The 22,715-nt window shown below is 62.4% G+C and carries 20 protein-coding genes; 11 read left to right on the plus strand and 9 right to left on the minus strand.

Annotated features, from left to right (window positions below; all coding sequences use genetic code 11):
* Nucleotides 1–10 precede the first annotated feature (10 nt).
* The 6 genes from C8C92_RS25655 to C8C92_RS25680 all read right to left on the minus strand — a co-directional run bounded on the left by C8C92_RS25655 (nt 11) and on the right by C8C92_RS25680 (nt 7,925).
* On the minus strand, nt 11–586 hold the full coding sequence (locus tag C8C92_RS25655; RefSeq protein WP_099762049.1) for a HutD family protein: 576 nt from the start codon (nt 584–586) through the stop codon (nt 11–13).
* Nucleotides 586–1,962, minus strand: a complete 1,377-nt coding sequence (locus C8C92_RS25660) for a formimidoylglutamate deiminase (protein WP_243420358.1) — start codon at nt 1,960–1,962, stop codon at nt 586–588. Before C8C92_RS25660 ends, C8C92_RS25655 begins: the two co-directional genes overlap by 1 nt.
* Nucleotides 1,959–2,762, minus strand: a complete 804-nt coding sequence (gene hutG / locus C8C92_RS25665; RefSeq protein WP_116745644.1) for an N-formylglutamate deformylase — start codon at nt 2,760–2,762, stop codon at nt 1,959–1,961. The genes C8C92_RS25660 and hutG overlap by 4 nt, the downstream gene beginning before the upstream one ends.
* A 20-nt stretch (nt 2,763–2,782) precedes the next feature.
* Nucleotides 2,783–4,342 carry a histidine ammonia-lyase gene (gene hutH / locus C8C92_RS25670; RefSeq protein ID WP_099762046.1) on the minus strand — a complete coding sequence of 520 codons (1,560 nt, stop codon included), beginning with the start codon at nt 4,340–4,342 and terminating at the stop codon, nt 2,783–2,785.
* Between the two features lie 19 nt (nt 4,343–4,361).
* Nucleotides 4,362–6,065 (minus strand): urocanate hydratase, encoded by a 1,704-nt coding sequence (gene hutU, locus C8C92_RS25675; protein ID WP_116745645.1) that lies wholly within the window; start codon nt 6,063–6,065, stop codon nt 4,362–4,364.
* A gap of 186 nt (nt 6,066–6,251) precedes the next feature.
* Nucleotides 6,252–7,925 (minus strand): amidohydrolase, encoded by a 1,674-nt coding sequence (locus tag C8C92_RS25680; protein WP_116745646.1) that lies wholly within the window; start codon nt 7,923–7,925, stop codon nt 6,252–6,254.
* A gap of 157 nt (nt 7,926–8,082) precedes the next feature.
* Between C8C92_RS25680 and C8C92_RS25685 the strand changes: the two genes are divergently transcribed.
* The 6 genes from C8C92_RS25685 (at nt 8,083) to C8C92_RS25700 (ending at nt 11,660) form a co-directional block, all read left to right on the plus strand.
* A complete protein-coding gene (locus tag C8C92_RS25685; protein ID WP_116745647.1) occupies nt 8,083–9,153 on the plus strand; it encodes a hypothetical protein in 1,071 nt (356 codons plus the stop codon).
* Nucleotides 9,140–9,604, plus strand: a complete 465-nt coding sequence (locus tag C8C92_RS27335; RefSeq protein WP_133250831.1) for a hypothetical protein — start codon at nt 9,140–9,142, stop codon at nt 9,602–9,604. The genes C8C92_RS25685 and C8C92_RS27335 overlap by 14 nt, the downstream gene beginning before the upstream one ends.
* Nucleotides 9,605–9,611: 7 nt before the next feature.
* Nucleotides 9,612–10,121 (plus strand): hypothetical protein, encoded by a 510-nt coding sequence (locus C8C92_RS27340; RefSeq protein ID WP_133250832.1) that lies wholly within the window; start codon nt 9,612–9,614, stop codon nt 10,119–10,121.
* Nucleotides 10,122–10,134: 13 nt separating this feature from the next.
* Nucleotides 10,135–10,632: a hypothetical protein gene (locus C8C92_RS27345; RefSeq protein ID WP_133250833.1), complete on the plus strand. Its 498-nt coding sequence runs from the start codon at nt 10,135–10,137 to the stop codon at nt 10,630–10,632.
* 76 nt (nt 10,633–10,708) lie between these two features.
* Nucleotides 10,709–11,143 (plus strand): hypothetical protein, encoded by a 435-nt coding sequence (locus tag C8C92_RS27350; RefSeq protein ID WP_133250834.1) that lies wholly within the window; start codon nt 10,709–10,711, stop codon nt 11,141–11,143.
* 10 nt (nt 11,144–11,153) lie between these two features.
* Nucleotides 11,154–11,660: a hypothetical protein gene (locus C8C92_RS25700; RefSeq protein WP_133250835.1), complete on the plus strand. Its 507-nt coding sequence runs from the start codon at nt 11,154–11,156 to the stop codon at nt 11,658–11,660.
* Nucleotides 11,661–11,700: 40 nt separating this feature from the next.
* Here the strand turns inward: C8C92_RS25700 and C8C92_RS25705 are convergent, their stop codons facing one another.
* The 3 genes from C8C92_RS25705 to ada form a co-directional block, all read right to left on the minus strand.
* The gene (locus C8C92_RS25705; protein WP_116745651.1) at nt 11,701–13,356 is read right to left on the minus strand and encodes a mechanosensitive ion channel domain-containing protein; all 1,656 of its coding nucleotides are present in this window, start codon (nt 13,354–13,356) and stop codon (nt 11,701–11,703) included.
* Between the two features lie 74 nt (nt 13,357–13,430).
* Nucleotides 13,431–14,120, minus strand: a complete 690-nt coding sequence (locus C8C92_RS25710) for a 2OG-Fe(II) oxygenase (RefSeq protein ID WP_116745652.1) — start codon at nt 14,118–14,120, stop codon at nt 13,431–13,433.
* Nucleotides 14,117–15,172 carry a bifunctional DNA-binding transcriptional regulator/O6-methylguanine-DNA methyltransferase Ada gene (gene ada, locus C8C92_RS25715; protein WP_116746127.1) on the minus strand — a complete coding sequence of 352 codons (1,056 nt, stop codon included), beginning with the start codon at nt 15,170–15,172 and terminating at the stop codon, nt 14,117–14,119. The genes C8C92_RS25710 and ada overlap by 4 nt, the downstream gene beginning before the upstream one ends.
* 190 nt (nt 15,173–15,362) lie before the next feature.
* Here ada and hutC point away from each other — a divergent pair, with 190 nt between their 5' ends.
* From hutC to rho, 5 genes are all read left to right on the plus strand, one after another.
* Nucleotides 15,363–16,082, plus strand: a complete 720-nt coding sequence (gene hutC / locus C8C92_RS25720) for a histidine utilization repressor (RefSeq protein ID WP_116745653.1) — start codon at nt 15,363–15,365, stop codon at nt 16,080–16,082.
* 452 nt (nt 16,083–16,534) lie between these two features.
* The gene (locus C8C92_RS25725) at nt 16,535–19,861 is read left to right on the plus strand and encodes a PAS domain-containing hybrid sensor histidine kinase/response regulator (RefSeq protein WP_099764400.1); all 3,327 of its coding nucleotides are present in this window, start codon (nt 16,535–16,537) and stop codon (nt 19,859–19,861) included.
* Between the two features lie 73 nt (nt 19,862–19,934).
* A complete protein-coding gene (locus C8C92_RS25730) occupies nt 19,935–20,393 on the plus strand; it encodes a response regulator (RefSeq protein WP_099762035.1) in 459 nt (152 codons plus the stop codon).
* 302 nt (nt 20,394–20,695) lie between these two features.
* Nucleotides 20,696–21,022, plus strand: a complete 327-nt coding sequence (gene trxA, locus C8C92_RS25735) for a thioredoxin TrxA (RefSeq protein WP_086137203.1) — start codon at nt 20,696–20,698, stop codon at nt 21,020–21,022.
* A gap of 155 nt (nt 21,023–21,177) precedes the next feature.
* The gene (gene rho / locus C8C92_RS25740; protein WP_034746249.1) at nt 21,178–22,440 is read left to right on the plus strand and encodes a transcription termination factor Rho; all 1,263 of its coding nucleotides are present in this window, start codon (nt 21,178–21,180) and stop codon (nt 22,438–22,440) included.
* Nucleotides 22,441–22,715: the final 275 nt, after the last annotated feature.

Raw genomic sequence — 22,715 nt, forward strand, 5'->3', positions numbered from 1 at the left:
ATTTTCCTCGTTAGATGAACAGGTCGACGCGGAACACGGCCGTGCGCTGCAGAGCTTCCAGCCGCCATTCCTGCGCATCGTCGGCATCGAGCAGCAGCGCGTCATGGCGGGCCAGCGCGAACTGCTGGTCACTTGCGCGCGCCAGCACGGGCCCCTCGCCGGCGACGAACAGCAAGGTGGCTGCGCTGCGCCGCGCCAGCTTGCCCGGCGCCGTGATTTTTTCCAGCTGGTGGCGGCAGCGGTCGCGCCGCGTCATCACATTGAAATCCGTCGTCGTCCCCTTGACTTGCGCGGACACGACGGCCTCGCCGGGAAACCACAGCATCGGTTGCGCCGCGCTCAAGGTCACCTTGCGCGTGCCATCGAGCGTCAATTGCACGCTGTCGCCATCGACCAGCATCAGGCTGCGGTCGATGCCGGGAAAGCTGGAAAACGGCCCGCTGGCCGTGATCGTCGCCAGGCTGATACGCCAGTCGAATTCCATCAGGCTGGCGCCCGCTGGCGAAATGGCGATTTCCATCGTACTGCCGCCGCCGTTTTTCCACGGCGCGGCGCGCAGGCATTCCTGCGGGATGAAGGTCGCCATCAGAGCGCTCTCAGTTGCGCCAGGGTGCGCTTGTAGGCAGCCGCGATGGCGTCCTGCGCCACGTGGCGCCCATCGCGCACCTGCCACTGGCCACCGCACAGCACGTCGCGCACCAGCTTGTCGTTGCCGCAGAAGATAAAACTGCCCAGCACATCGGCGATGGCCACGCCGCACAGGTTCACATGCGCCTCGTCGAGCACCAGCAAGTCGGCGCGACAGCCCGGCGCCAGGGCACCGAGCTTGCGTCCGGACGCCTGCGCGCCGCCGCGCAAGGCGGCCTGCCACAGGTAGTCGCCCACATGCCGTTCATCGGGTGTGGCGGCGACATTGCGCTGCTGGCGCTGCAACCGCTGGCCATATTCAAGCCAGCGCAATTCTTCCACCGGCGACTGCGATACATGGCTGTCGCTGCCGACGCCGAAGCGCCCGCCGGCGGCGATGAATTCGGCCAGCGGGAACAGGCCGTCGCCCAGGTTCGCTTCCGTCGTCGGACACAGGCCCGCCACGGCGCCGCTGGCGGTCATCAGCGCCACCTCGTCTGGCTGTACATGCGTGGCATGCACGAGGCACCAGCGCGCGTCGACATCGACCTGATCATACAGATACTGCACCGGGCGCCGGCCGCTGTAGTCAACACATTGGCGCACCTCGCCCTGCTGCTCGGCGATGTGAATGTGAATGGGGCGCAGTGGCGGCAACGCTTGCGCCACTGCGCGGATCTGCGCCACGTCGGCCGCGCGCAGCGAGTGCGGCGCGAAGCCCACCTCCACCTGCCCGCCGCGCTGCGGCGCCAGCGCCTCGATGATGCGCAAGACATCATCCGCATCGGTGCGGAAGCGCGCCTGCTCGGGTTTGAGGAGTTGTGCGCCGAAGCCCGCATGGCTGTACAGCACGGGCAGCATGGTCAGGCCGATGCCGCTGCTGCGCGCAGCGGCTAGCACCCGTTCGGCCATTTCTGCGGGACGCGCATACAGCGCGCCGGCCGCATCGCGCTGCAGATAATGGAATTCGCACACGGCCGTGTAGCCATGGCGCAGGCATTCCGCAAACAGCTGCGCGGCGATGCTTTGCATCTGCTCTGGCGTGATGTGACGCGCGAAACGGTACATCAGGTCGCGCCAGGTCCAGAAACTATCCGCTACATGATTAACCTCGTCACCGGCCACTTCCGTCATGCCGCCCAGCGCGCGCTGGAACGCATGCGAATGCAGGTTGACCATGCCGGGCAAGACATATTGCGCCACTTCCACGCCAGGCGCCGGAACGGCATCCTCCTGGATGCGCGTCAGATCGCCGGCCGCGTCCCATTCCAGCAGCACGTCGCGGCGCCAGCCTTGCGGCAGCAGCGCATGGCGCGCGAACAGACAGCTGCTCAACGCGCCACCCACGCCACGGCCGCGTCCATCATCTGGCGCAGCAGCGGCTGCACCCGCGCCGCCAGATCGGGCCGGTAGCCGAACGGCGCCGCGTCGTCCATGCCAGGTTCATTCATGTACAGGCACTGGCACATCTCCAGCTGGATCGCATGCACGCGGCTTTGCGGCTGGCCGTAATGGCGCGTGATATGACCGCCCTTGAAGCGGCCATTCAGGGCAACCGTAAATTGCTCCTGCGCGCGTGCGATATCGACCACGGCGGAGGTCAGGCCGCTATCGCAACTGGCGCCATCGGCCGTGCCGAAGTTCAGGTCGGGCAGCTTGCCCTCAAAAAATCGCGGCACGTGCGAGGCGATGGAATGGGCATCCCACAGCACCACCGCGCCATGCACGCGCAGCAGGCGGTCCAGTTCCCCGCGCAGCTGCGCATGATACGGCGCCCAGTAGCGCTGCAGACGGCGCTGCACATCAGCCGCATCGGGCTCTTTGCCGGCCAGGTACAGCGGCTCGCGATGAAAGGTATCGTTGGGCAGCAAGCCCGTCGTATCCTGGCCCGGATACAGATTCGTGTCTTCCTGCGGGCGGTTCAAGTCGATCGTGTAGCGCGACCAGCGCGCCGACAGCACGGACGCGTCCATCTCCTGCAAAAAGCCATACAGCTCGCGCAAATGCCAGTCCGTGTCGGCCTTGATCAGGGCCTGCGGCGTCATGCGCGCGGCGATATCGTCGGGTATGTCGGTGCCCACGTGGGGCATCGATACCAGCAGCGGAATGCTGCCTTCGTTGAAGCGGAAATCCATGCTAGTCTCCTTGCGCCCGCTCAGGCGTACAACGGGGCGAACAAATTCTTGCAGGTGCTGCTCAATTCACCCTGCAGCACCATCTGCTTGGCCGCTTCGATATCGGGCGCGAAGAAGCGGTCGGCGTCGAAGAACGGCACCTTCTGGCGCAACTGGTGATGCACGTGTTCCAGGTGCGGCGAGGTTTTCAGCGGACGGTGGAAATCGATGCCCTGCGCGGCGGCCAGCAGCTCGATGCCGACGATGACGGCCGTGTTGTGCGCCATGTCGTCCAGGCGGCGCCCGGCAAACGTGGCCATGCTCACATGGTCTTCCTGGTTGGCGGACGTCGGCAGGCTGTCGACGCTGGCCGGATGCGCGAGCGACTTGTTTTCCGACGCCAGCGCGGCGGCCGTCACGTGGGCGATCATGAAGCCGGAATTGACGCCCGGATCGCGCACCAGGAACGGTGGCAAGCCGGAAAGCGTGGCGTCGATCAGCAGCGCGATGCGGCGCTCGGCCAGCGCGCCGATTTCAGCGATCGCCAGCGCCAGCGTGTCGGCGGCAAACGCCACCGGTTCGGCGTGGAAGTTCCCGCCCGAGACGATTTCCGCCTGCCCGCCGGGACCGTCCTGGAAGATCAGCGGATTGTCCGTGACGGCGTTGGCTTCGATCAGCAGGGTGCGGCCGACGTTACCAATCAGGTCCAGGCAGGCGCCCATGACTTGCGGCTGGCAGCGCAGGCTGTACGGGTCTTGCACGCGCTCGTCGCCTTCCAGGTGCGAGGCGCGAATCGCGCTATTGGCCACCAGCTGGCGGTACATCTGCGCGGCCAGGATTTGTCCCGGCTGGCCGCGCACGGCGTGCACACGCGCGTCGAATGGCGCATCACTGCCCTTGGCCGCATCGAGCGACAGCGCGCCCGTGACCATGGCCGCTTCCAGCAGGCGTTCGGCCATGAACAGGCCATGCAACGTCAGCGCGTTCGACACTTGCGTGCCGTTGATCAGTGCCAGGCCCTCTTTCGCCGCCAACACGACGGGCGCGATGCCCGCCTGCGCCAGTGCCTCGGGGGCCGGCATCAATTCGCCGTTGACGCGCACGTCGCCCACGCCCAGCATGGCCAGGGTCATGTGCGACAGCGGTGCCAGGTCGCCCGAGGCGCCGACGGAACCTTTGGCAGGAATGGCCGGCATGATGCCAGCGTTGTACAGCGCGATCAGGGTGTCGACGATCAGCGGGCGCACGCCGGAATAGCCGCGCGCCAGGCTGCCGATCTTCATCAGCATGATCAGGCGCACGACGGCGTCCGACAGCAGTTCACCCGTGCCGACGGAGTGCGACAGGATCAGGTTGCGCTGCAATTGCTCCAGCTTTTCATCGGGGATGCGCGTCTTGGCGAGCAAGCCGAAGCCCGTGTTGATGCCGTAGGCCGCATCGCCCTTGGCGACGATGGCTTGCACGGCCGCAGCCGACGCCTCGATGACGGGATAGGCCTCGGCCGCGAGAATCAGTTTGGCGGGTGCGGCCCAGACGGCGCGCAGGTCGCCCAGGGTCATCGCGCCCGGTTTCAGGGTCCAACTTTTGGCATGCTGTGTCATAGTCATTCGCATCAAGGTCTCAAGGTAGCATGGGAAGAATCAGGCCGTTGCGCTTGGCGCAGGCGGCCGCGGTTTCGTAGCCGGCATCGGCATGGCGCATCACGCCGGAACCGCTGTCGTTGACCAGCACGCGCGCCAGGCGTTTCGCCGCCGCTTCGCTGCCATCGGCCACGATGACCATGCCCGCATGCTGAGAATACCCCATTCCCACGCCGCCGCCATGGTGCAGCGAGACCCAGGTGGCGCCGCCGGCCGTGTTCAGCATGGCGTTCAGCAGCGGCCAGTCGGAGACGGCGTCGGTGCCGTCCTTCATGCTTTCCGTCTCGCGGTTCGGGCTGGCGACGGAACCCGTGTCCAGGTGGTCGCGGCCGATGACGATGGGCGCCTTCAGTTCGCCCGTGCGCACCATCTCGTTGAAGGCCAGTCCGGCGATGTGGCGCTCGCCCAGTCCCAGCCAGCAGATACGCGCCGGCAGGCCCTGGAAGGCGATGCGCTCGCGCGCCATGTCCAGCCAGTGGTGCACCTGCGCGTGGTGCGGGAACAGTTCCTTGATCTTCGCATCCGTTTTATAGATGTCTTCCGGGTCGCCCGACAGGGCCACCCAGCGGAATGGCCCCCGCCCTTCGCAAAATTGCGGGCGGATGTAGGCGGGCACGAAGCCGGGGAAGTCGAAGGCGTTCAGCACGCCCTGGTCGAACGCCACCTGGCGGATGTTGTTGCCGTAGTCGACGGTGTGCACGCCCATGGCGTGGAAATCGAGCATGGCTTGCACGTGGGCGGCGCAGGAATCGGCGGCGGCCACCGACAGGCGCGCGTGGCGCTGCGGGTCTTGCTGCGCCGCCTTCCAGTCCGACACGCTCCAGCCGCGTGGCAGATAGCCGTTGACCAGGTCATGCGCGGACGTCTGGTCCGTCACCAGATCCGGCAGCAGGCCGCCCGCCTTGGCGCGGCGCACCAGCTCCGGCAGCACTTCGGCCGCGTTGCCCAGGAGGCCAATGGAAATGGCTTCCTTGCGTTCGGTATGGTATTTGACCAGTTCCAGGGCTTCGTCCAGGCTGGCCGCCTGCTTGTCCAGGTAGCGCGTGCGCAAGCGGAAGTCGATGCTGCTTTGCTGGCATTCGATATTGAGCGACACGGCGCCCGCCATGGTGGCGGCCAGCGGCTGCGCGCCGCCCATGCCGCCCAGGCCCGCCGTCAAAATCCAGCGCCCGCCCCAGTCGCCGCAAAAATGCTGGCGGCCCGCCTCGGCGAAGGTTTCATACGTGCCCTGCACGATGCCCTGCGTGCCGATATAGATCCAGCTGCCGGCCGTCATCTGGCCGTACATGAACAGGCCTTGCCGATCAAGTTCGTTGAAGTGTTCCCAGTTGGCCCATTTCGGCACCAGATTGGAGTTGGCGATCAGTACGCGCGGCGCATCCGCGTGGGTCTGGAACACGCCCACCGGCTTGCCGGACTGGATCAAGAGAGTCTGGTCGTCTTCCAGCTCGCGCAAGGAGGCGAGGATCTGGTCGAAACAGGCCCAGTTGCGGGCGGCGCGGCCGATGCCGCCGTAGACGACCAGATGCTGCGGATTTTCCGCCACTTCCGGGTCCAGATTATTTTGCAACATGCGGTAGGCCGCCTCGGCCTGCCAACTCTTGCAAGCCATGACCGTGCCGCGCGGGGCGCGGATGGTACGGCTGGCATCAAAGCGAGGATCGGTGTCCATTGTGCTGTTCATGCTGTCTCCTCGTAGGGTGCGAGCGGGCGTATCTAGCCCGATACGTGGCCCGCTCTGGTATTCCCAGCATAGGTTGTCTATACAACCAAGTCAACAGGTTTTTGTTGGTACAACCCAAGAGCAATAGGACCGGGGTCGGACCCTCAGGGTCCGACCCCAGCATCTGAATTTCGGGCTTACACCATTTTATTTTTTCTCGAACACGCGCTTGCCCGCCACCCACGTCTGCAGCACCTGCGTCTTGCCGATGGCCGCTGGTGAGACCTTGAACAGGTCCTGGTCGACGACGATGAAATCCGCCCATTTGCCCGCTTCCAGCGTGCCGATGACCTTTTCCTGGTGCGCCGCCCAGGCCGCGTCCAGGGTGAAGCAGCGCAGCGCTTGCGTCACCGTCATGGCTTGCTGCGGATACCAGCCGCCAGCAGGGAAACCGTCGCTGTTTTGCCGCGTGACGGCCGCGTGGATGCCCTCGAACGGATTCGGCGACTCGATGGGGAAGTCCGACCCGCAGGCGATGCGCGAACCTTGCGCAAGGAAGGTGCGCCACGCATACGCGCCCTTGATGCGCTCGTGGCCCACGCGCTGCTCCGCCATGTTCTGGTCGGACGTGGCGTGCGTCGGCTGCATCGACGGCACGATGCCCAGCGCCTTGAAACGGGGGATGTCGGATAATTGCACCACCTGCGCGTGTTCCATGCGGTGGCGCAAGCCCACGCTGCGGTATTGCGCGGTCAAGGCCTGGTAACCGTCGAGGATCTGATGATTGCCCGCGTCGCCGATGGCGTGCACATTCACCTGGTAGCCGGCGCGCATGGCTTTTTCCATCTTCGCGCGCATGGCGTCATCTTTGAAGAACAGCAGGCCGCGGGTAGACGGATCGTCGCTGTACGGCGCCAGCAGGGCCGCGCCGCGGCTGCCCAGGGCGCCGTCGGACAGCAGTTTCACAGCGCGCAAGGCGTACATGTCGCGCGCATAGCTATTCAAGGGGCCATTTTTTGACAGCGCGTCGAAGTCCTCCGTGGTGTCGGCAATCATGCCGTACACGCGCACCGTCAGCTTGCCGTGGTCCGCATAGTCGCGGAACAATCGGTCCTGCATCTGGCCGATGCCCGCATCGTGCACGCTGGTCAGGCCCACTTGCGACAGCTGCGCCAGCGCGCCATCGAGGGCGGCGCGGTTTTCCACGTCGCCGGGCTTGGGCAGCACGGCATCCATCAAGTCCATGGCGTTATCGACCAGCACACCGCTGGCATTGCCGTCCGCGTCGCGGACTATCTTGCCGCCCGCCGGATCTGGCGTGGCGCGCGTGATGCCGGCCAGCGCCAGCGCGCGGCTGTTGGCCCAGCCCGCGTGGCCATCGACCCGACGCAACCACACGGGCCGCGCGCTTTCCGCCGCATCGAGTTCTGTGGCCGTGGGAAAGCGCCCCAGCTTCCAGATTTCCTGGTTCCAGCCATTGCCGATGACCCAGCTGCGCTCGGGGTGCGCACGCGCGAAGTCGCCCACGGCCTGCACGGCGGCCGGCAGCGTCGCGGAGCCGTACAACATGACACCGCTGGCGATCGTCCCCAGGCCGAACACGTGGCCATGCGCGTCGATCAGGCCCGGCAACACGGTTTTTCCCTGCACGTCGACGTGGGTAGCGCCCTTGGCCGCCTTGCGCTTCACCTGTGCGGCACTGCCGACGGCGAGCAGCTTGCCAGCGTCGTCAAACGCCAGCGCCGTGAAGCGGACTACCTTGCCGGCAGCATTGAGCGTGTAGCCGTTGGCGTTGTCGATGACGGTATCGGCGTGGGCGTGGGTAAGGGTGCCCAGGCAGGCGAGAACAAGCAGGGTGCGGCGCATTGGCAGGGTCGGCATTTCCATCTCCAGGTCTGTTAAGTCAATAAACGAAAAGACGAGTGTATAGAAATTGGCAAAATGGTCAATCAATCAGACACAGGCGCGCACGCCTTGCGCCCAGTCAATACCGTCCCGCCGCCGCTGTCCTACGCTGGCGTTTTAACGGGGAGGCCCCATGGCCAGGCACCATGTCATCAGCACCACCGCGTGCGACGTGTTCTTCAAGCTCGTGGCCCACCAGAAGAAAAGCCTGGGCGCGCACTTCGACAGCATGATCGTCACCTTCAGCGCCGACGGCCGGCCCGTGCAGGGCGCCACCCTGCGCAACGCGACAAGCGGCTGCGAACTGCACCGCCTGGCCGGCCAGCCCGACGAATGCTGGTGCTGCGGCTACGACGAACAGCTGGAATTTGTCTCGCAAAACAGCGTTCCGCTGGCGCACGCCGACTACCGGCTCACCTTGAGCAATGGCGAAACGTGGACGGGGACGACGGATGCAAAGGGGCGCACGGGGCGCATCGCCAGCAAGCAGGAAGCGCAAATCACCCAGGCCGAATTCCTGCCGCACGCGGATAAATCGCCATGCTGCGCCGCCGCGCCAAAACATGCTGCGCCAGCCATCAAGGTCGTCCAACTGGAAGGCATCAAGACGACCGACAAGGACGTCGGTTCGTCCGTCAAACAGGTCAAAGTGAAAGACAAGGTTCGCCCGCTGACCAAGGGCGAGATCGACATGGTGTGGATGCTGTTCCAGGATGCGATCGACTACAGCAAGGTCAAGGTGCATGGGGAGCCGTATCTATGGTTTAACTGGCAGCCAAAGAACGTGGCCATGACGCCGGATGGGGAGATGTATTTTCATGAGTCGGAATTCCGAGAGGACTTCTCAAAGGAGAAACCAAGGCCAAAAAACTGGTTCATGCATGAAATGGTGCATGTTTGGCAGCATCAATTGAATTATCCAGTAGCGATACGGGGACTTGTCAGGCTAGGTTTGGATTACAAGTATGTACTACTTCCGAAGAAAAAATTATCGGATTACAACATGGAAGCACAAGGTGACCTGCTCGCCGACTATCACACACTGAAGTATTTAAAAAAACCAAATGCAATGCGGCAACCGGAATATCAAAACTCGATAGAGCTCTATGAAGAGGTATTACATGACTTTTTTAAAGATAGGAAAAGCAAGACGAATCTGCCTGGCCGCAACTCTGAACATGAGCCTTTGTTTGACATACCATAACGCTTTCGGCATGTCCCGCATGGCATACGCGGAAGTACAGCTAAAAAATGGCACTCCCTGTTTCACCATTTCGCAAAAAGAAGAAGCGCGCAACGGGCTTCCTCGGATTAGTGCGATCGTACTGACAGATGTATCCGTCAAGCCTGCAGTAGAAGTATGGTCTTTTCTCTTACCGGGCGCAGCGACTATTCCTGTGCATGCCAAGTCCTGCCTGCCATATGGGGTTGCACCAGCAACAGCAGAGGTCAAGCCCCCCAAAGCCCCGCCGCTGAAAACGGGGCGCATGTATGACGTCTTCCTGAACGGTAGGCCAGCCGATCCTTCAGATCCTACTCGCGGTTACGTGGGCAAGTTTTGCTTATTCACCGACATCTCCGGGGAGCGCAAGATTCTTCGTATCGACAGCGATAGCCAAGCCTGGATAGACGAAATCTGTCCCGTTCAGAAATAGGGAAAACATGATGTCCTTGCAGCAGAATACCCTGTTCATACTGTTCATGTCCCTCGGCCTGCATGCCTGTGCAACATCACGCATCGCCGATGCTGAAATCAGTTCAGTGAATGGCACCCCCTGCTTCACAATCTCGCAGACGGAAGAAAAACGTAACGGCCAGCCACTCCTGGGAGCACTCAGCATTTCAGACCTGTCAGTAAAACCCTCTACAAAAGTGTGGAGCTTTGTGATGAGCGGAGGAGGAAAAGTTCCACTTTCATCAAAAATCTGTCTTCTCTATGGCGACATTCCACAGGGCGCAAATGGCATGCCAGCCCCTGAACTGCAAACAGGACGGGTTTACAGCATCTTCTTGAATGGGCGTCCAGATGATCCTTCCGACCCGACTTATGGCTATAGAGGGAAATTCTGTATTGTTGCCACGTCCACTGGTGAACGAGAAATCATCGCCATTGGCAGCGACACGCCAGCGTGGAAACAGGATAGTTGCCCGGAGCATTCGCTCATCAGATAGTGCAAGGATCGCCATGCCATATCGTCACACACTGTTATTCCTGCTTGCCACGCTGACGACTATCGATGCCTCGGCATGGTCGCGCATCGCAGATGCCCACATTCACTCTGTCAACGGCATGCCCTGCTTCTCCATTACAAAAAAGGAAGAGGCGCGCAATGGCCTGCCATTTCTTGGCGCACTCATGGTTTCAGACATGTCCGTGCAACCGGTAAAAGAAGTATGGGGATTCTCCATGCCTCCAGACATGCCGCTACCCATCCGCGCCAGCATATGTATACGCTATGGAAACGTGCCTACCGGCGCGACGGGCATACGCGCTGGAAAATTGATACCCGGGCATTTCTATAGCGTATTCCTGAATGGCCGCCCTAAAGATCCGTCCGATCCAACCTATGGCTATCAAGGAAAATTCTGCGTGAGAGCTACGGCTGCTGGCGGTCAGCAAGTCATCCCCATCAACAGCGGCATGCAGGCATGGATCGATGAAGTCTGCCCAACGCATCCTTAGCATCATGCCCTTGTGTCATAAAACACTATTCCTACTGCTCGCATTCTCGAGCATGAACAGCGACGCGCGATCACGCATGGCCGATGCCGAAGTCACCTCGATCAATGGCGTGCCCTGCTTTAGCATTTCAAAAAAGGAAGAGAGGCGTAACGGCCAACCGTTCCTCGGCGCCTTGAGCGTGTCAGACGTGACGGTCAAGCCAACGACGGAAATATGGGGGTTTCTCATGACAGGTGGCAAGAAAATTACGTTGTCATCAGCAAATTGCATTCTTTATGGAAGAATTCCAGCCAGTGCGGAAGCTGCGCCGGCTCCTGAACTGAAGACCGGCAGGGTGTACGAAGTATTTTTGAATGGCCGGCCAATGGATGCTGCCGATCCAACCTATGGGTACGTGGCGAAATTCTGCCTAGTCCAGCAGGTCTCCGCCAAGCCACGTCTTGTCGTCATCCAAAGCGATACACAGGCCTGGATGAATGATACGTGCCCAGCCAAAAATCCTGTCCCATAGAAGGCATGCCATGAATCATCGTCACCGTACTCTTTGTCTGCTGGCGACCTTGACGAGCATGGATGCCTCGGCATGGTCCCGCATGGCTGAAGCCGAGATTAGCGCATTCAAAGGGATGCCATGCTTTACCATCTCAAAAAAAGAAGAACGACGCAATGGAACGCCAATGCTGGGCGCACTCATGGTTTACGATATCTCCATAAAGCCGCCTGTAAAGGTCTGGTCCTTCATACTCCCTGGAGCGACGACCCTCCCCATGCATGCAAAAACCTGCTATTTGTATGGCCAAGTACCAGCAGAAGCCGAATCGACTGCCGCGACAATGCTCAAAATAGACAGAATGTACAGCGTCTTTTTGAATGGCAGGCCGGATGATCCCTCCGATTCGACCCGTGGTTATAGAGGAAAATTTTGCCTGACCAACGACGCGGCAGGTCAGCAAAAAATCATTGCTATCAACAGTGATATGCAGGAATGGCGCACTGAAATCTGCCCACCCCGCCCATCGCGCCCCTAGTCCGACACACCAGGCCTTGTTTGCCAAAAACAGTCCGAGCTTACTTTTCTTCCTCCCCCCGCTTCGCCGGCGCCCTGAACCATTCACCGGGCGGCACGACCTGCGACTCTTTCGGGTCATCGATGTAGTGCGGCGACGTGATCTGCACGTCGAATTCGTTGAAGACGTCGATGATGTTCTGGTGCAAGCGGTTCAGCACTTCGGCGCGCTGGCGGGGGACTTCGGCGCTGGCGTAGGCGACCAGGCGGTATTGCACGTAGTAATCCTGCAGCGCCAGTTGCATCACGTAGGGTTTCGGCGTGGTGGACAGTTCCGTCGTGCGCGAGGCGGCCAGCTCCAGCATGGCGTGCACCTGGCGCCATGGGGTGGCGTAGCCGATGGTGACGGTGGAATCGAGCACGAAGCCGCCGCCGGGCTGGGCGCGCGAATAGTTTTTCGTCGTTTGCGACATGACCCAGGCGTTCGGCAAGGCGACTTCCTCGCCCAGGCCCGTGCGCAAGCGCGTCTCGAACATGCCCACGTCGACCACCGTGCCTTCGCTGTCGCCCACGCGCACATATTCGCCCTTGCGCAGGGCGCGCGTGTACATGAGGATCAGACCGCTGGCGCCCTGGCCGACGATGCTCGACGCGCCGATCGACACCATCAGGCCGACCAGCACGGACAAGCCCTGGAAGGCGGCCGTGTGCGAGCCGGGCAGATACGGATACGCCATGGCCAGCGCGAACAGCCAGATCACCACGCTGGCGATGCGGCGCGTCGGCAGGGCCGTGTCCTTGTCGAGCCAGCCGATTTGCAATTCGCCGCTTTCCACGCGCTTGAACAGCGAGGCGGCGGTGGCGGCGATCAGGCGCGCGATGGCAAAGATCACGCACACCAGCACCAGCCCCGGCAAGGCGCCGATGATGGCGTGCAAGACGTCGGCCGCCACGTCGAACAGATAGCCGTTCAGGCTTTCGCCCCAGGAACGCGTGTAGGGCAGGCGGCCCAGCACGAAGGCGGCCCACAGATACGTGGCCATCAGGCGCAAGCCCCACAGCACGGCGCTCAGCAGTTGATACGCGAAGGCGATGTAGTGCTCGGCATCGAGCACGCGCACGTTTTTCAGGCGCACGTCGCGCAGGCGCGAGGCCAGCAGGATGCCGCTGCGGCGCTTGGCCCAGCGGTAAAAGCGCGTCAAGCCCAGCCACACCAGCCAGAACACCAGGGTAGCAAACGCGCACACGGCGGCGGCGATCGCCAGGTAGCGCCAGCTGCTCTGCTCGCGATAGTCAAACACGGCCTTGCGCAATTCCTCGGCTGCCGTTTTCGCCACGCTTTCCGTCGTGTCGCCGGCCAGCTGGTTGACGTCGCCGGGCACGACGACGAACAGCTGCACGCCATCGAGCAGCACCTGCGTGCCTTCTGGAATCATGCGCGTGCTCGTCTGCAAGGGACCGTTTTTCGCCAGCACGCCTTCCAGGCGGCGCTGCGCGCCGATGGCGCGTTCATCGGGCGGATAACCGGCCAGCGCGGCACGGAAGACGAATACTTTGCGGTTGGCAAACATCAACGGCGCCGTCCTGGCCGCAGCAAGCTGCGACGGCGCCACGACGGATGCGGCCTGCGCAACGAGCGCGGGCACGCCATCGTCCGCGTGGGCTGCGGGCAACAGGAACATGGTCAACAGGCACAGCAGGCGGAGCAACGCGGACATGGCAGAAATGAAAGAGTGACAAGAATAGCCATCATGCCATGTAATCCTGGAAACTCAAGCGCCGCAGCTACTCTTCAGCTCGCATCATGGAAAATGATGCCCAGGGTGTGGCGCAAGCCCGCACGCAGGCGCGACACGCCATGGCGCATGTTGACGCGGTAACTGCCGCGCGTGCCGTTGACGGGGCGCTGCGCCACGGGAAAGAGCACGGCGTCGCCCTGCGCCAGCGGTACCACCTCGGCGCGCGACTGCATGCGCGGGCGCTGCTCCGTCAGCACGAACTCGCCGCCCATGAAATCGTCTTGCGGGCGCGACAGCAGCACGGCCAGTTGCAGCGGAAACACGTGCTCGCCATACAAGTCCTGGTGCAGGCAGTTGTAATCGCCTTCGCGGTAGCGCAAGAGCAAGGGCGTGGGCCGCGTCTGCCCGGCCGCATGGCAGCGCGCCAGGAAATCCCCGTGTGCCACAGGAAAGCGGCTCTCGAGACCCATGCTGGCATGCCAGCGGTTGGCAATCGCCGCCAGCGGCCCGTACAACTGGTCGCGCAAGGCGGCCACCACATCCGGCAGCGGATACGCCCAATACTGGTACTCACCCTGGCCAAAGCCGTGGCGCTGCATCACGACCTTGCTGCGAAAGCGCGACGCCTCGTCGTACTGCGCCGCCAGCGCGGCGCAGGCATCCGCATCGAGCAAGCCCGGCACGACGGCATAGCCATGCGCATTCAGCGCATCCTCGATCTGGCGCCAGTCCAGCGACCTCACCGCTCGCCCTCGCGTTCCAGCAGCGCCTGCTTGCGCTCCACGCCCCAGCGGTAGCCGGACAGCGCGCCATCGTTGCGCACCACGCGGTGGCAAGGGATGGCGACGGCCAGGGCATTCGCGGCGCAGGCGCCCGCCACGGCCCGCGCGCCGTGCGGGGCACCGATGCGCCGCGCCAGCTCGGCATAGCTGACCGTGCTGCCGGCGGGAATCTCGCGCAAGGCTTGCCACACGCGCTGCTGGAACACGGTGCCGCGCACGTCGAGCGGCAAGTCCAGTCCCAGGCCCGGCGCCTCGACCAGGCCGACCACCTGTGCCACCGTCTGTTCATAGTCCGCTTCCGCGCCGCGCAGTTCGGCTTGCGGAAAGCGATCCTGCAAGTCGCGCAGCAGCACTTCCGGGTCGTCATCGATCAAAATGGCGCAAATGCCCTTCTCCGTGCTGGCCACCAGGATGGCGCCCAGCGAACAGGCGCCGATGGCGAAGCGGATCACGGCGCCGCTGCCGCCAGCGCGAAACGCGCCCGGCGTCATGCCCAGCAAGCCCGGCGTAGCGGCGTACAGGCGGCCGCTGGAATTGAAGCCGGCCGCATATAACGTTTCCGTGACGTTCGCCGCGCCCTGCAAGCCGGCCTTCAGGCGCTCGCCGCGCCGCGCCGCCGCATAGGCTTTTGGCGTGATGCCCGTGTGCGCCTTGAAGACGCGGTGAAAGTGAAAGCGGCTCATGCCGGCGGCACTGGCAAGGCTGTCCAGGTCAGGCAGCTCGTCGCTGGCATCGATCAGGCGGCAGATGTCGGCCACGATGGCCGCCTGGCGCTGGGCCAGCGGCGGCAAGTTCGGTTTGCAGCGCAGGCAGGGGCGAAAGCCGGCCGCCTCCGCCTGCTCGCACGTGGCGTGAAAAGCCACGTTGCGGCGCAAGGCGGGACGCGCGGCGCAGGAAGGGCGGCAATACACGCCCGTCGTGCGCACCGAGTAATAAAAGACGCCGTCGGCGTCGGGCGCGCGCCGCTGCAGGGCATCCCAGCGCTCATCATCGGTGGTGTAAGAGTGATCCATGTCGGACTCCGTGAAGGTCAATGGCAAGTCATAGTAAGTCCGCAGCATAGCCAGCACCTGCGCGCGCCACACTCCGGCGCTTGCTTTTGAATTCAAAAAAGGCTGGCGGCAGGCAGCGTGCTCGGTGCTAAAATCGGCCATCGCGCCTCCAGCCGGGGGCGCGCCCTGCCCGCGCCCCGGAGAAACCGCATTGGACGATCATACTACCCAGGAAAATACGCCCATTTTCCAGCGCATCAAGGATTTTCTGCTGGCCGGCATCGCCGCCGGACGCTGGAAGGAAGGCGACGTGATTCCCTCCGAACAAGCCCTGGTAAAACAATTCGGCGTCTCGCGCATGACGGTCAACCGCGCCGTGCGCGAACTGACCAGCGAACAAATACTGACGCGGCGCCAGGGTTCCGGCACCTACGTGGCGCAGCAAAAATACCAGGCGACCCTGTTGGAAATCAAAAGTATCGCCGATGAAGTGCGCGCGCGCGGACATATCCACCGCAGCAGCTTGCAATTGCTGGAACGCACCAAGGCCTCGGATTTGCTGGCCAAACACTTCGGCTTGCCGCCGGAACACCCGCTGTTTCATTCGCTGATCGTGCATTTTGAAAACGGCGTGCCGATCCAGGTGGAAGACCGCTGGGTCAATCCCGAGTGCGCGCCCGACTACATGACGCAGGATTTTTCCAGCATCACGCCGAACGAATACCTGATGGCCGCCGCGCCCCTGCAAGGCGCCACCTACAGCATCGAAGCGCTGTCGGCGCCGCGCGACATCGCCGAAATGCTGGCCATCGACACCAAACAGCCATGCCTGGTGCTGCGCCGCCAGACGCGCTCGGGCGGCAAGATCGCCTCGATCGCCACCATGTGGCATCCCGGACACCGCTATCAGTTTGCAGGCAGTTTCACCTAAGAACACCTGGAAAAACCTACTGCGCGTCGCGCTTTGCGGCCTGTGATGCTCACCGTGCTACAGCACGGTTGCGCTTCTCGACCACAAATCGCTGCCGCTCGCTACGGTTTTATCAGGTGTTCTACACATCACTGATTCAGTAGCACGATTTCGCGCCAACTTTCTCACGAATTCTCACCAAATCGTAAAAAAAAACGGCCATTCCGGGGCAAAAAAAATCCCGTTTTGGCCGTTTCTGAACTTAACTACTGCGACTAAATATTCGATGCTATAGTTGCCGCCAGAAAGCGCCGCAGGCGTTTATTTGAGCGCGCATCATGCCCTGTCAGCCCAGTTCAATCATGCCCCAGAAAGGGATGCATTTGTCGTATTGCAGCCACACGAGTTTCAGCGCACCGCGCCGACGGCGCCCTGCGCTGCGTCGGCTCGCTCGCATGATACTGGCGGCAGGCATGGCATTCTCGCTGCCGGTGCAGGCAGCGGTACACGGCATGGCGCCGACACTGCTGTGGCCGTACGCTGCCGCCAGCGCCACCGCCCTGGCGGGACTGGCTTGTTGGCAAGCCTGGCGGTTGCGGCAACAACTGCGCCACCGGCTCCTGCCTGCACATGCCCTGAGCGAACAGGATGCGGGGCAAGCCTTGCGCGGCGCGGCCCTGACTGGCTGGACCTGGCGGCGCCAGTCCGACCGCTTGCAATTTGCGCCCCAGTACCAGGACGTGCTGGGCGACAAGAGCGCCAGGCTCGACCATACACTGGCCGACTGGCTGGCCGAAGTGCACCGCGACGACCGCGCGCGCCTGAGTCTTACATTTCGACAACATCTGGATGGCCAGGCGCACGGCACCTTCAATTGCGAATTCCGTTTGCGCCACAGCGACGGCCACTGGCGCTGGCTGCTGGCGCGCGGCGCCGTGCTGGCACGCGCCTCGGATGGGGCCGCCACCCATGCCAGCGGCATCGTCTGCGATATCAGCGAGCGCAAGCAGGACGAGCAATCACGCATGCGTTCGATGCTGGAAGCGGCGCCCGAAGCCATGCTGGTAGCCGACGTCGAGGGCAAGGTGCACTACGCGAATCAGATCGGCGCGCGCTGTTTCGGCTATCCGCTGGCCGAGTTGACGGGCATGTCGCTGGAGCAACTGGTGCCAGAAAGCACGGCCAACCACTCCGTGGGCGACCCGCAAGCGCGGCACAGCCTGCCAGGCCGGGTGATGATGGCGCGCCGCCGCGACGGCACGCACTTCCCCGCCAAGGTCAGCCTGTCGCCGCTGCGCATGGCCGGGCAAGTGTTTTCCATCGTCTCGCTGCGCGACATGACGCAGCGCCAGCGCGCCGAAGAAGCGTTGCACGCCAGTTCGGAACGCTACCGCCTGATCGTGCAGACGGCGGCCGAAGGCATCTGGATGACGGATGCGGACGGCAAAACCACCTTCGTCAACCCGAAGATGGCGCACATGCTGGGCTATACGGTGCAGGAAATGCTGGGTCGTCCCATGCTCGACTTCATGGATCGCGACAGCCAGTTGCTGATGCAGCGGCGCCTGGCCAGCCACGGCAGCTTCGCCAGCCAGCCGGATCAGGTCGACTTCCGCTTCTTCCGCAAGGACTTGTCCAGCCTGTGGGGCTTGCTGTCGAGCACCAGTATCCAATCGGACAATGGCGAGCCGGGTGGCACGCTGGCGATGATTACCGACATCACGGAACGGCGCCAGGCGTCGATCGCGCTGTCCAATTCCAGCCAGCGCATGGCCTCCGTGTTCGGCGCCGTGACGAATGGCCTGGTGGTGCAGGACAGCCACGGCCACATCCTGGAAAGCAACGCCGCCGCCGAGCGCATGCTGGCGGCCAGTCCAGCCGGCAATAGCCTGTGGCAAGCCATCCACGAAGACGGTTCCGCCTTCGACCAGCGCAGCCATCCCGTGCACATCACCCTGTCGACGGGTGTCGCCATGCGCGACGTGCTGATGGGCGTGCAGCAGCCCGACGGCAGCCTGTCATGGCTGTCCGTAAATACCGAGGCCATCCGCGATGAATACGGCAAGGTGGGCATGGTGGTGGCCAGCCTGACGGACATCACGTATCACAAGCGCAGCGAGAGCGCCTTGCGCGAACTCAATGAACATCTGGAAGAGCGCGTGGCGCAGCGCACGGAGCAGCTGGACCAGGCCAAGCAGGTGGCCGAAGAGGCGAGCCAGGCGAAGGGCCAATTCCTGGCCAACATGAGCCATGAAATCCGCACGCCGATGAATGGCGTGATCGGCATGGCGTATCTGGCCCTCAAGACAGACCTGGAACCGCGCCAGCGCGATTACCTGGAAAAAATCCGCTTCGCCGGCGAGCATTTGCTGGGCATCATCGACGATATTCTCGACATCTCGAAAATCGAGGCAGGCAAGCTGGAAATCGAGCGCGTCAACTTCAGTTTCGACCACGTGGTGCAAACCCTGATGACGGTGGTGGCGCCGCGCGCCGCCAGCAAGAACCTGGAACTGCTGTTCGAGATCGACCCGCAATTGCCGGCCGTGCTGGTGGGCGACCCGCTGCGCCTGGGGCAAGTACTGATCAACTACGCCAATAACGCCATCAAGTTCAGCGAACAGGGCAGCATTACCGTGAAAGTGCGCAAGGTGGTGGCGGACGCCAAGCACTGCCTGGTACGCTTCGAAGTGTGCGACCACGGCATCGGCCTGTCGCAGGATGAAATGAGTAAACTGTTCCAGTCCTTCCAGCAAGCCGATACCTCCACCACGCGCGAATATGGCGGCACGGGCCTGGGCCTGGCCATCTGCAAGCAGCTGGCACAGCTGATGGGTGGCGACGTGGGCGTCGACAGCCGTCCCGGCGCCGGCAGCACCTTCTGGTTCACGGCCAACCTGGGCATTTCCGACCAGGCGGCGCCGGCCATGCTCGACAGCATGGCGCAGACGGCAGCGGCCATGCGCGCCAGCGCCGACGCCGCCCTGGTCATGCGCACGCTCAAGCATGCGCGCATCCTGCTGGTGGAAGACAACACCTTCAACCAGCAAGTGGCGCTGGAATTGCTGGAAGAAGCGGGCGCCTCCGTCTGCCTGGCCAACAATGGCGAAGAGGCGCTTGACCTGCTGCGCCAGACGCAGTTCGACTGCGTGCTGATGGACGTGCAGATGCCGCTGATGGATGGCTTGCAAGCGACGCGCCACATCCGCGCCGACCCGCAGCTGGCGCATCTGCGCGTGCTGGCCATGACGGCCACGGCCACCAGTGAAGACCGCGTGCGCTGCCTGGAGGCGGGCATGGACGATTTCATTTCCAAACCGATCCAGCCGGCCATGATGTACCAGACCATCGCCAGCTGGCTGCCGGCGCGCGAGACACCGCCGCCACCGCCCGCGCGCAGCCGCGCCGCGCCCGCCTTCAAGACCACCCTGGCCGGCGACCCGCAAGTGATCGACCTGTCCATCCTGGCCAAGTTGCTGGGTTACAACCCGGAAAAAGTGCGCAAATTTGCCTTCAAGTTCCTGCAGACGACGCAGGATGGCTTTGGCGACATCGATGCGGCCCTGGCGCGCGGCGACGTGCACCAGGTACGCGAACTGGGGCACCGCATCAAGTCGTCGGCGCGCACCGTGGGGGCCCTGGGGCTGGCCGAACTGTGCCAGAACCTGGAAACCCTGGCGCCGGGCGAACCGGCCGACGAGGCTGAGCGGGCACAACGCATCGTGGCGCGCCTGTGGCCCCTGCTGGAACTGATTACCGAACAAATCATGAATAACACCAGCTTTGCCAATGACGATTAGCTACCGCCAAATCACCTTACGGCAAGGTATCGGCATCGACAACGATGCAGCATATCAATAGGAAGACAGAACGATGAATACTGTATCAAACCAAGCAAGCCGGGAACACAACGAAGCAGGCCTGGCGCCGTTGCGCGTGCTGCTGCTGGACGACGACGTTTTCATGCTCGACGTGCTCAGCGACATGCTCGAACAAATGGGCCCATTCGACATCCGCTGCGAATCGCACAGCGAACAGGCGCTGTCGGCCCTGAAGCAGCACCAGCCCGACCTGCTGATCTGCGACCTGTCCATGCCCGACATCGACGGCATCGAATTTCTGCGCATGGCGGCGGAGAATGGCTTCCGCGGCGGCGTAGTGTTGCTGTCGGGCCTGCATTCGGCCGTGCGCCTGGCAGCCGAACGCCTGGCCGTGGCCAATGGCCTGCATATATTAGGCACCTTCCGCAAGCCGATGGAAAGCGCGGAATTGCAGCTCATGGTGAACTTGCAACTGCAGCACACGGCGCGTCTGGCCAGCGTACATGCCTGAGCGCGGAGGATGGCCGGAGGGCGGGTACGGCGCTGCGGGCCAGCAGGCATGCGGCTTTGCCGCCCTGCCGGCACGCGCGGTGGCGATATGCCTCAAGTTTTTCTGCAATAATCGCCACGCTTTGAAAAAATGGGTTATTATTTCAGCCATCCCCGCCTGCATACCTCTGGTCGCACCTTCCAAGAATATTGAATTTGTGCCCATTGCCCCCATCTGCTAGCTGCATTCCAGGAAGCATGGATGGCGAACCAGCGTATGGTTAATCCCAGGCATTATTGATCCCACCCTCATTTGAGGAAAATATGAGCGAAAATATCAAACACATTAGCGATGCATCTTTTGAAGCAGACGTCCTGAAATCCGAGTTGCCAGTGCTGGTCGACTTCTGGGCTGAGTGGTGCGGTCCCTGCAAGGCCATCGCCCCGATCCTGGAAGAAGTGGCCAAGGAATACGCCGGCCGCATCGTGATCGCCAAGATGGACGTGGACGCCAACCAGGCAGTGCCTGCCAAGTTCGGCATCCGCGGCATCCCGACCCTGATCCTGTTCAAGGATGGTGTCGCTGCTGCGCAAAAAGTGGGCGCCATGGCCAAGGGCCAGTTGACCGCTTTCGTCGACAGCAACATTTAATGTATGATAGGCAGCGCTGCGCCCGCAGCGCCGCCTGACTGGAACCACCGGGAAGCGGCTTTGCCATCATTCTTGCACAGCCTGCCCCATAATTAATCAACGCCACGCAGTCCCCTCCCCTACCTTTACATCCCGTCTCGGGACACTCAACACATATGCATTTATCCGAACTAAAGGCCCTACACGTATCCGCCCTGCTTGAGATGGCGATCGGTCTTGACATTGACAACGCAGCCCGCTTGCGCAAACAGGAGCTGATGTTCGCTATCCTGAAAAAACGCGCCAAGTCCGGCGAACAGATTTTTGGCGACGGCGCCCTGGAAGTGCTGCCAGACGGCTTCGGCTTCCTGCGCTCGCCTGACGCCAGCTACATGGCGTCCACCGACGACATTTACATCTCCCCTTCGCAAATCCGCCGCTTCAATCTGCACACCGGCGATTCGATCGAGGGCGAGGTACGGACCCCGAAAGATGGCGAACGCTATTTCGCATTGGTCAAAGTCGACAAGGTCAACGGCGAATCGCCGGAGATGTCGAAACACCGCATCCTGTTTGAAAACCTGACGCCGCTGCACCCGAACGAGCCGCTGCGCCTGGAACGTGAAATGAATGGCCAGGAAAACATCACCGGCCGTATCATCGACCTGATCGCCCCGATCGGCAAAGGCCAGCGCGGCTTGCTGGTGGCATCGCCGAAATCCGGTAAATCCGTGATCCTGCAGCACATCGCGCATGCGATCACGGCCAATCACCCGGACATCACGCTGATCGTGCTGCTGATCGACGAACGTCCGGAAGAAGTTACCGAAATGCAACGCTCCGTGCGCGGCGAAGTCGTCGCCTCGACCTTCGACGAGCCGGCCACGCGCCACGTGCAAGTAGCCGAGATGGTGCTGGAAAAAGCCAAGCGCCTGGTCGAAATGAAAAAAGACGTGGTCATCCTGCTCGACTCGATCACCCGTCTGGCCCGTGCCTACAACACCGTCATCCCTGCCTCGGGCAAGGTCCTGACCGGTGGTGTCGACGCCAACGCGCTGCAACGTCCAAAACGCTTCTTCGGCGCCGCGCGCAATATCGAAGAAGGCGGCTCGCTGACCATCATCGCCACGGCGCTGATCGAAACGGGTTCGCGCATGGATGACGTGATCTTTGAAGAATTCAAGGGTACCGGCAACATGGAAGTGCATCTGGAACGCCGTCTGGCTGAAAAACGCGTCTATCCGGCAATTAACCTGAACAAATCGGGTACCCGCCGCGAAGAACTGCTGATCAAGCCGAACGAACTGCAAAAAATCTGGATCCTGCGCAAGTTGCTGTACTCGATGGACGAGATCGAGGCGATGGAGTTCATTTTGGACAAGATGAAGGCGACCAAAAACAACGCCGAATTCTTCGACATGATGCGCCGCGGCGGATAAACCGACTGCACGGCCGCATTTGCGATCTCCGTTGCTCACCGTACTTTTTGTACGGTTGCGCTACTCAATCGCAACTGTGGCCTGCTCGCTACGGTTTCTCCCTCCCCGGTGCCAATCGTGGCAGTATCGTAGGTCGGATTAGGCCGCAGGCCGTAATCCGACAACATTGTTGGCGAAGACGGTGGTGTTGTCGGATTACGCGCTTGCGCGCTAATCCGACCTACGCCGCCCCACGCGATCATGCAAGCCGCTCATCGAGCGGCTTTTTTATTGCC

Origin of the sequence: Janthinobacterium sp. 78 (assembly GCF_003096775.1) — a bacterium.
Lineage (GTDB): Bacteria > Pseudomonadota > Gammaproteobacteria > Burkholderiales > Burkholderiaceae_D > Janthinobacterium > Janthinobacterium tructae.

What these genes read in the sequence shown, in the direction of transcription:
- C8C92_RS25655 (WP_099762049.1), bottom strand. Translation starts at nt 586, where the DNA reads ATGGCGACCTTCATCCCGCAGGAATGCCTGCGCGCCGCGCCGTGGAAA.
- hutG (WP_116745644.1), bottom strand. Translation starts at nt 2,762, where the DNA reads ATGGATTTCCGCTTCAACGAAGGCAGCATTCCGCTGCTGGTATCGATG.
- hutH (WP_099762046.1), bottom strand. Translation starts at nt 4,342, where the DNA reads ATGACACAGCATGCCAAAAGTTGGACCCTGAAACCGGGCGCGATGACC.
- hutU (WP_116745645.1), bottom strand. Translation starts at nt 6,065, where the DNA reads ATGAACAGCACAATGGACACCGATCCTCGCTTTGATGCCAGCCGTACC.
- C8C92_RS25680 (WP_116745646.1), bottom strand. Translation starts at nt 7,925, where the DNA reads ATGCCGACCCTGCCAATGCGCCGCACCCTGCTTGTTCTCGCCTGCCTG.
- C8C92_RS25685 (WP_116745647.1), top strand. Translation starts at nt 8,083, where the DNA reads ATGGCCAGGCACCATGTCATCAGCACCACCGCGTGCGACGTGTTCTTC.
- C8C92_RS27340 (WP_133250832.1), top strand. Translation starts at nt 9,612, where the DNA reads ATGATGTCCTTGCAGCAGAATACCCTGTTCATACTGTTCATGTCCCTC.
- C8C92_RS27345 (WP_133250833.1), top strand. Translation starts at nt 10,135, where the DNA reads ATGCCATATCGTCACACACTGTTATTCCTGCTTGCCACGCTGACGACT.
- C8C92_RS27350 (WP_133250834.1), top strand. Translation starts at nt 10,709, where the DNA reads ATGGCCGATGCCGAAGTCACCTCGATCAATGGCGTGCCCTGCTTTAGC.
- C8C92_RS25700 (WP_133250835.1), top strand. Translation starts at nt 11,154, where the DNA reads ATGAATCATCGTCACCGTACTCTTTGTCTGCTGGCGACCTTGACGAGC.
- C8C92_RS25705 (WP_116745651.1), bottom strand. Translation starts at nt 13,356, where the DNA reads ATGTCCGCGTTGCTCCGCCTGCTGTGCCTGTTGACCATGTTCCTGTTG.
- ada (WP_116746127.1), bottom strand. Translation starts at nt 15,172, where the DNA reads ATGGATCACTCTTACACCACCGATGATGAGCGCTGGGATGCCCTGCAG.
- C8C92_RS25725 (WP_099764400.1), top strand. Translation starts at nt 16,535, where the DNA reads ATGGCATTCTCGCTGCCGGTGCAGGCAGCGGTACACGGCATGGCGCCG.
- C8C92_RS25730 (WP_099762035.1), top strand. Translation starts at nt 19,935, where the DNA reads ATGAATACTGTATCAAACCAAGCAAGCCGGGAACACAACGAAGCAGGC.
- trxA (WP_086137203.1), top strand. Translation starts at nt 20,696, where the DNA reads ATGAGCGAAAATATCAAACACATTAGCGATGCATCTTTTGAAGCAGAC.
- rho (WP_034746249.1), top strand. Translation starts at nt 21,178, where the DNA reads ATGCATTTATCCGAACTAAAGGCCCTACACGTATCCGCCCTGCTTGAG.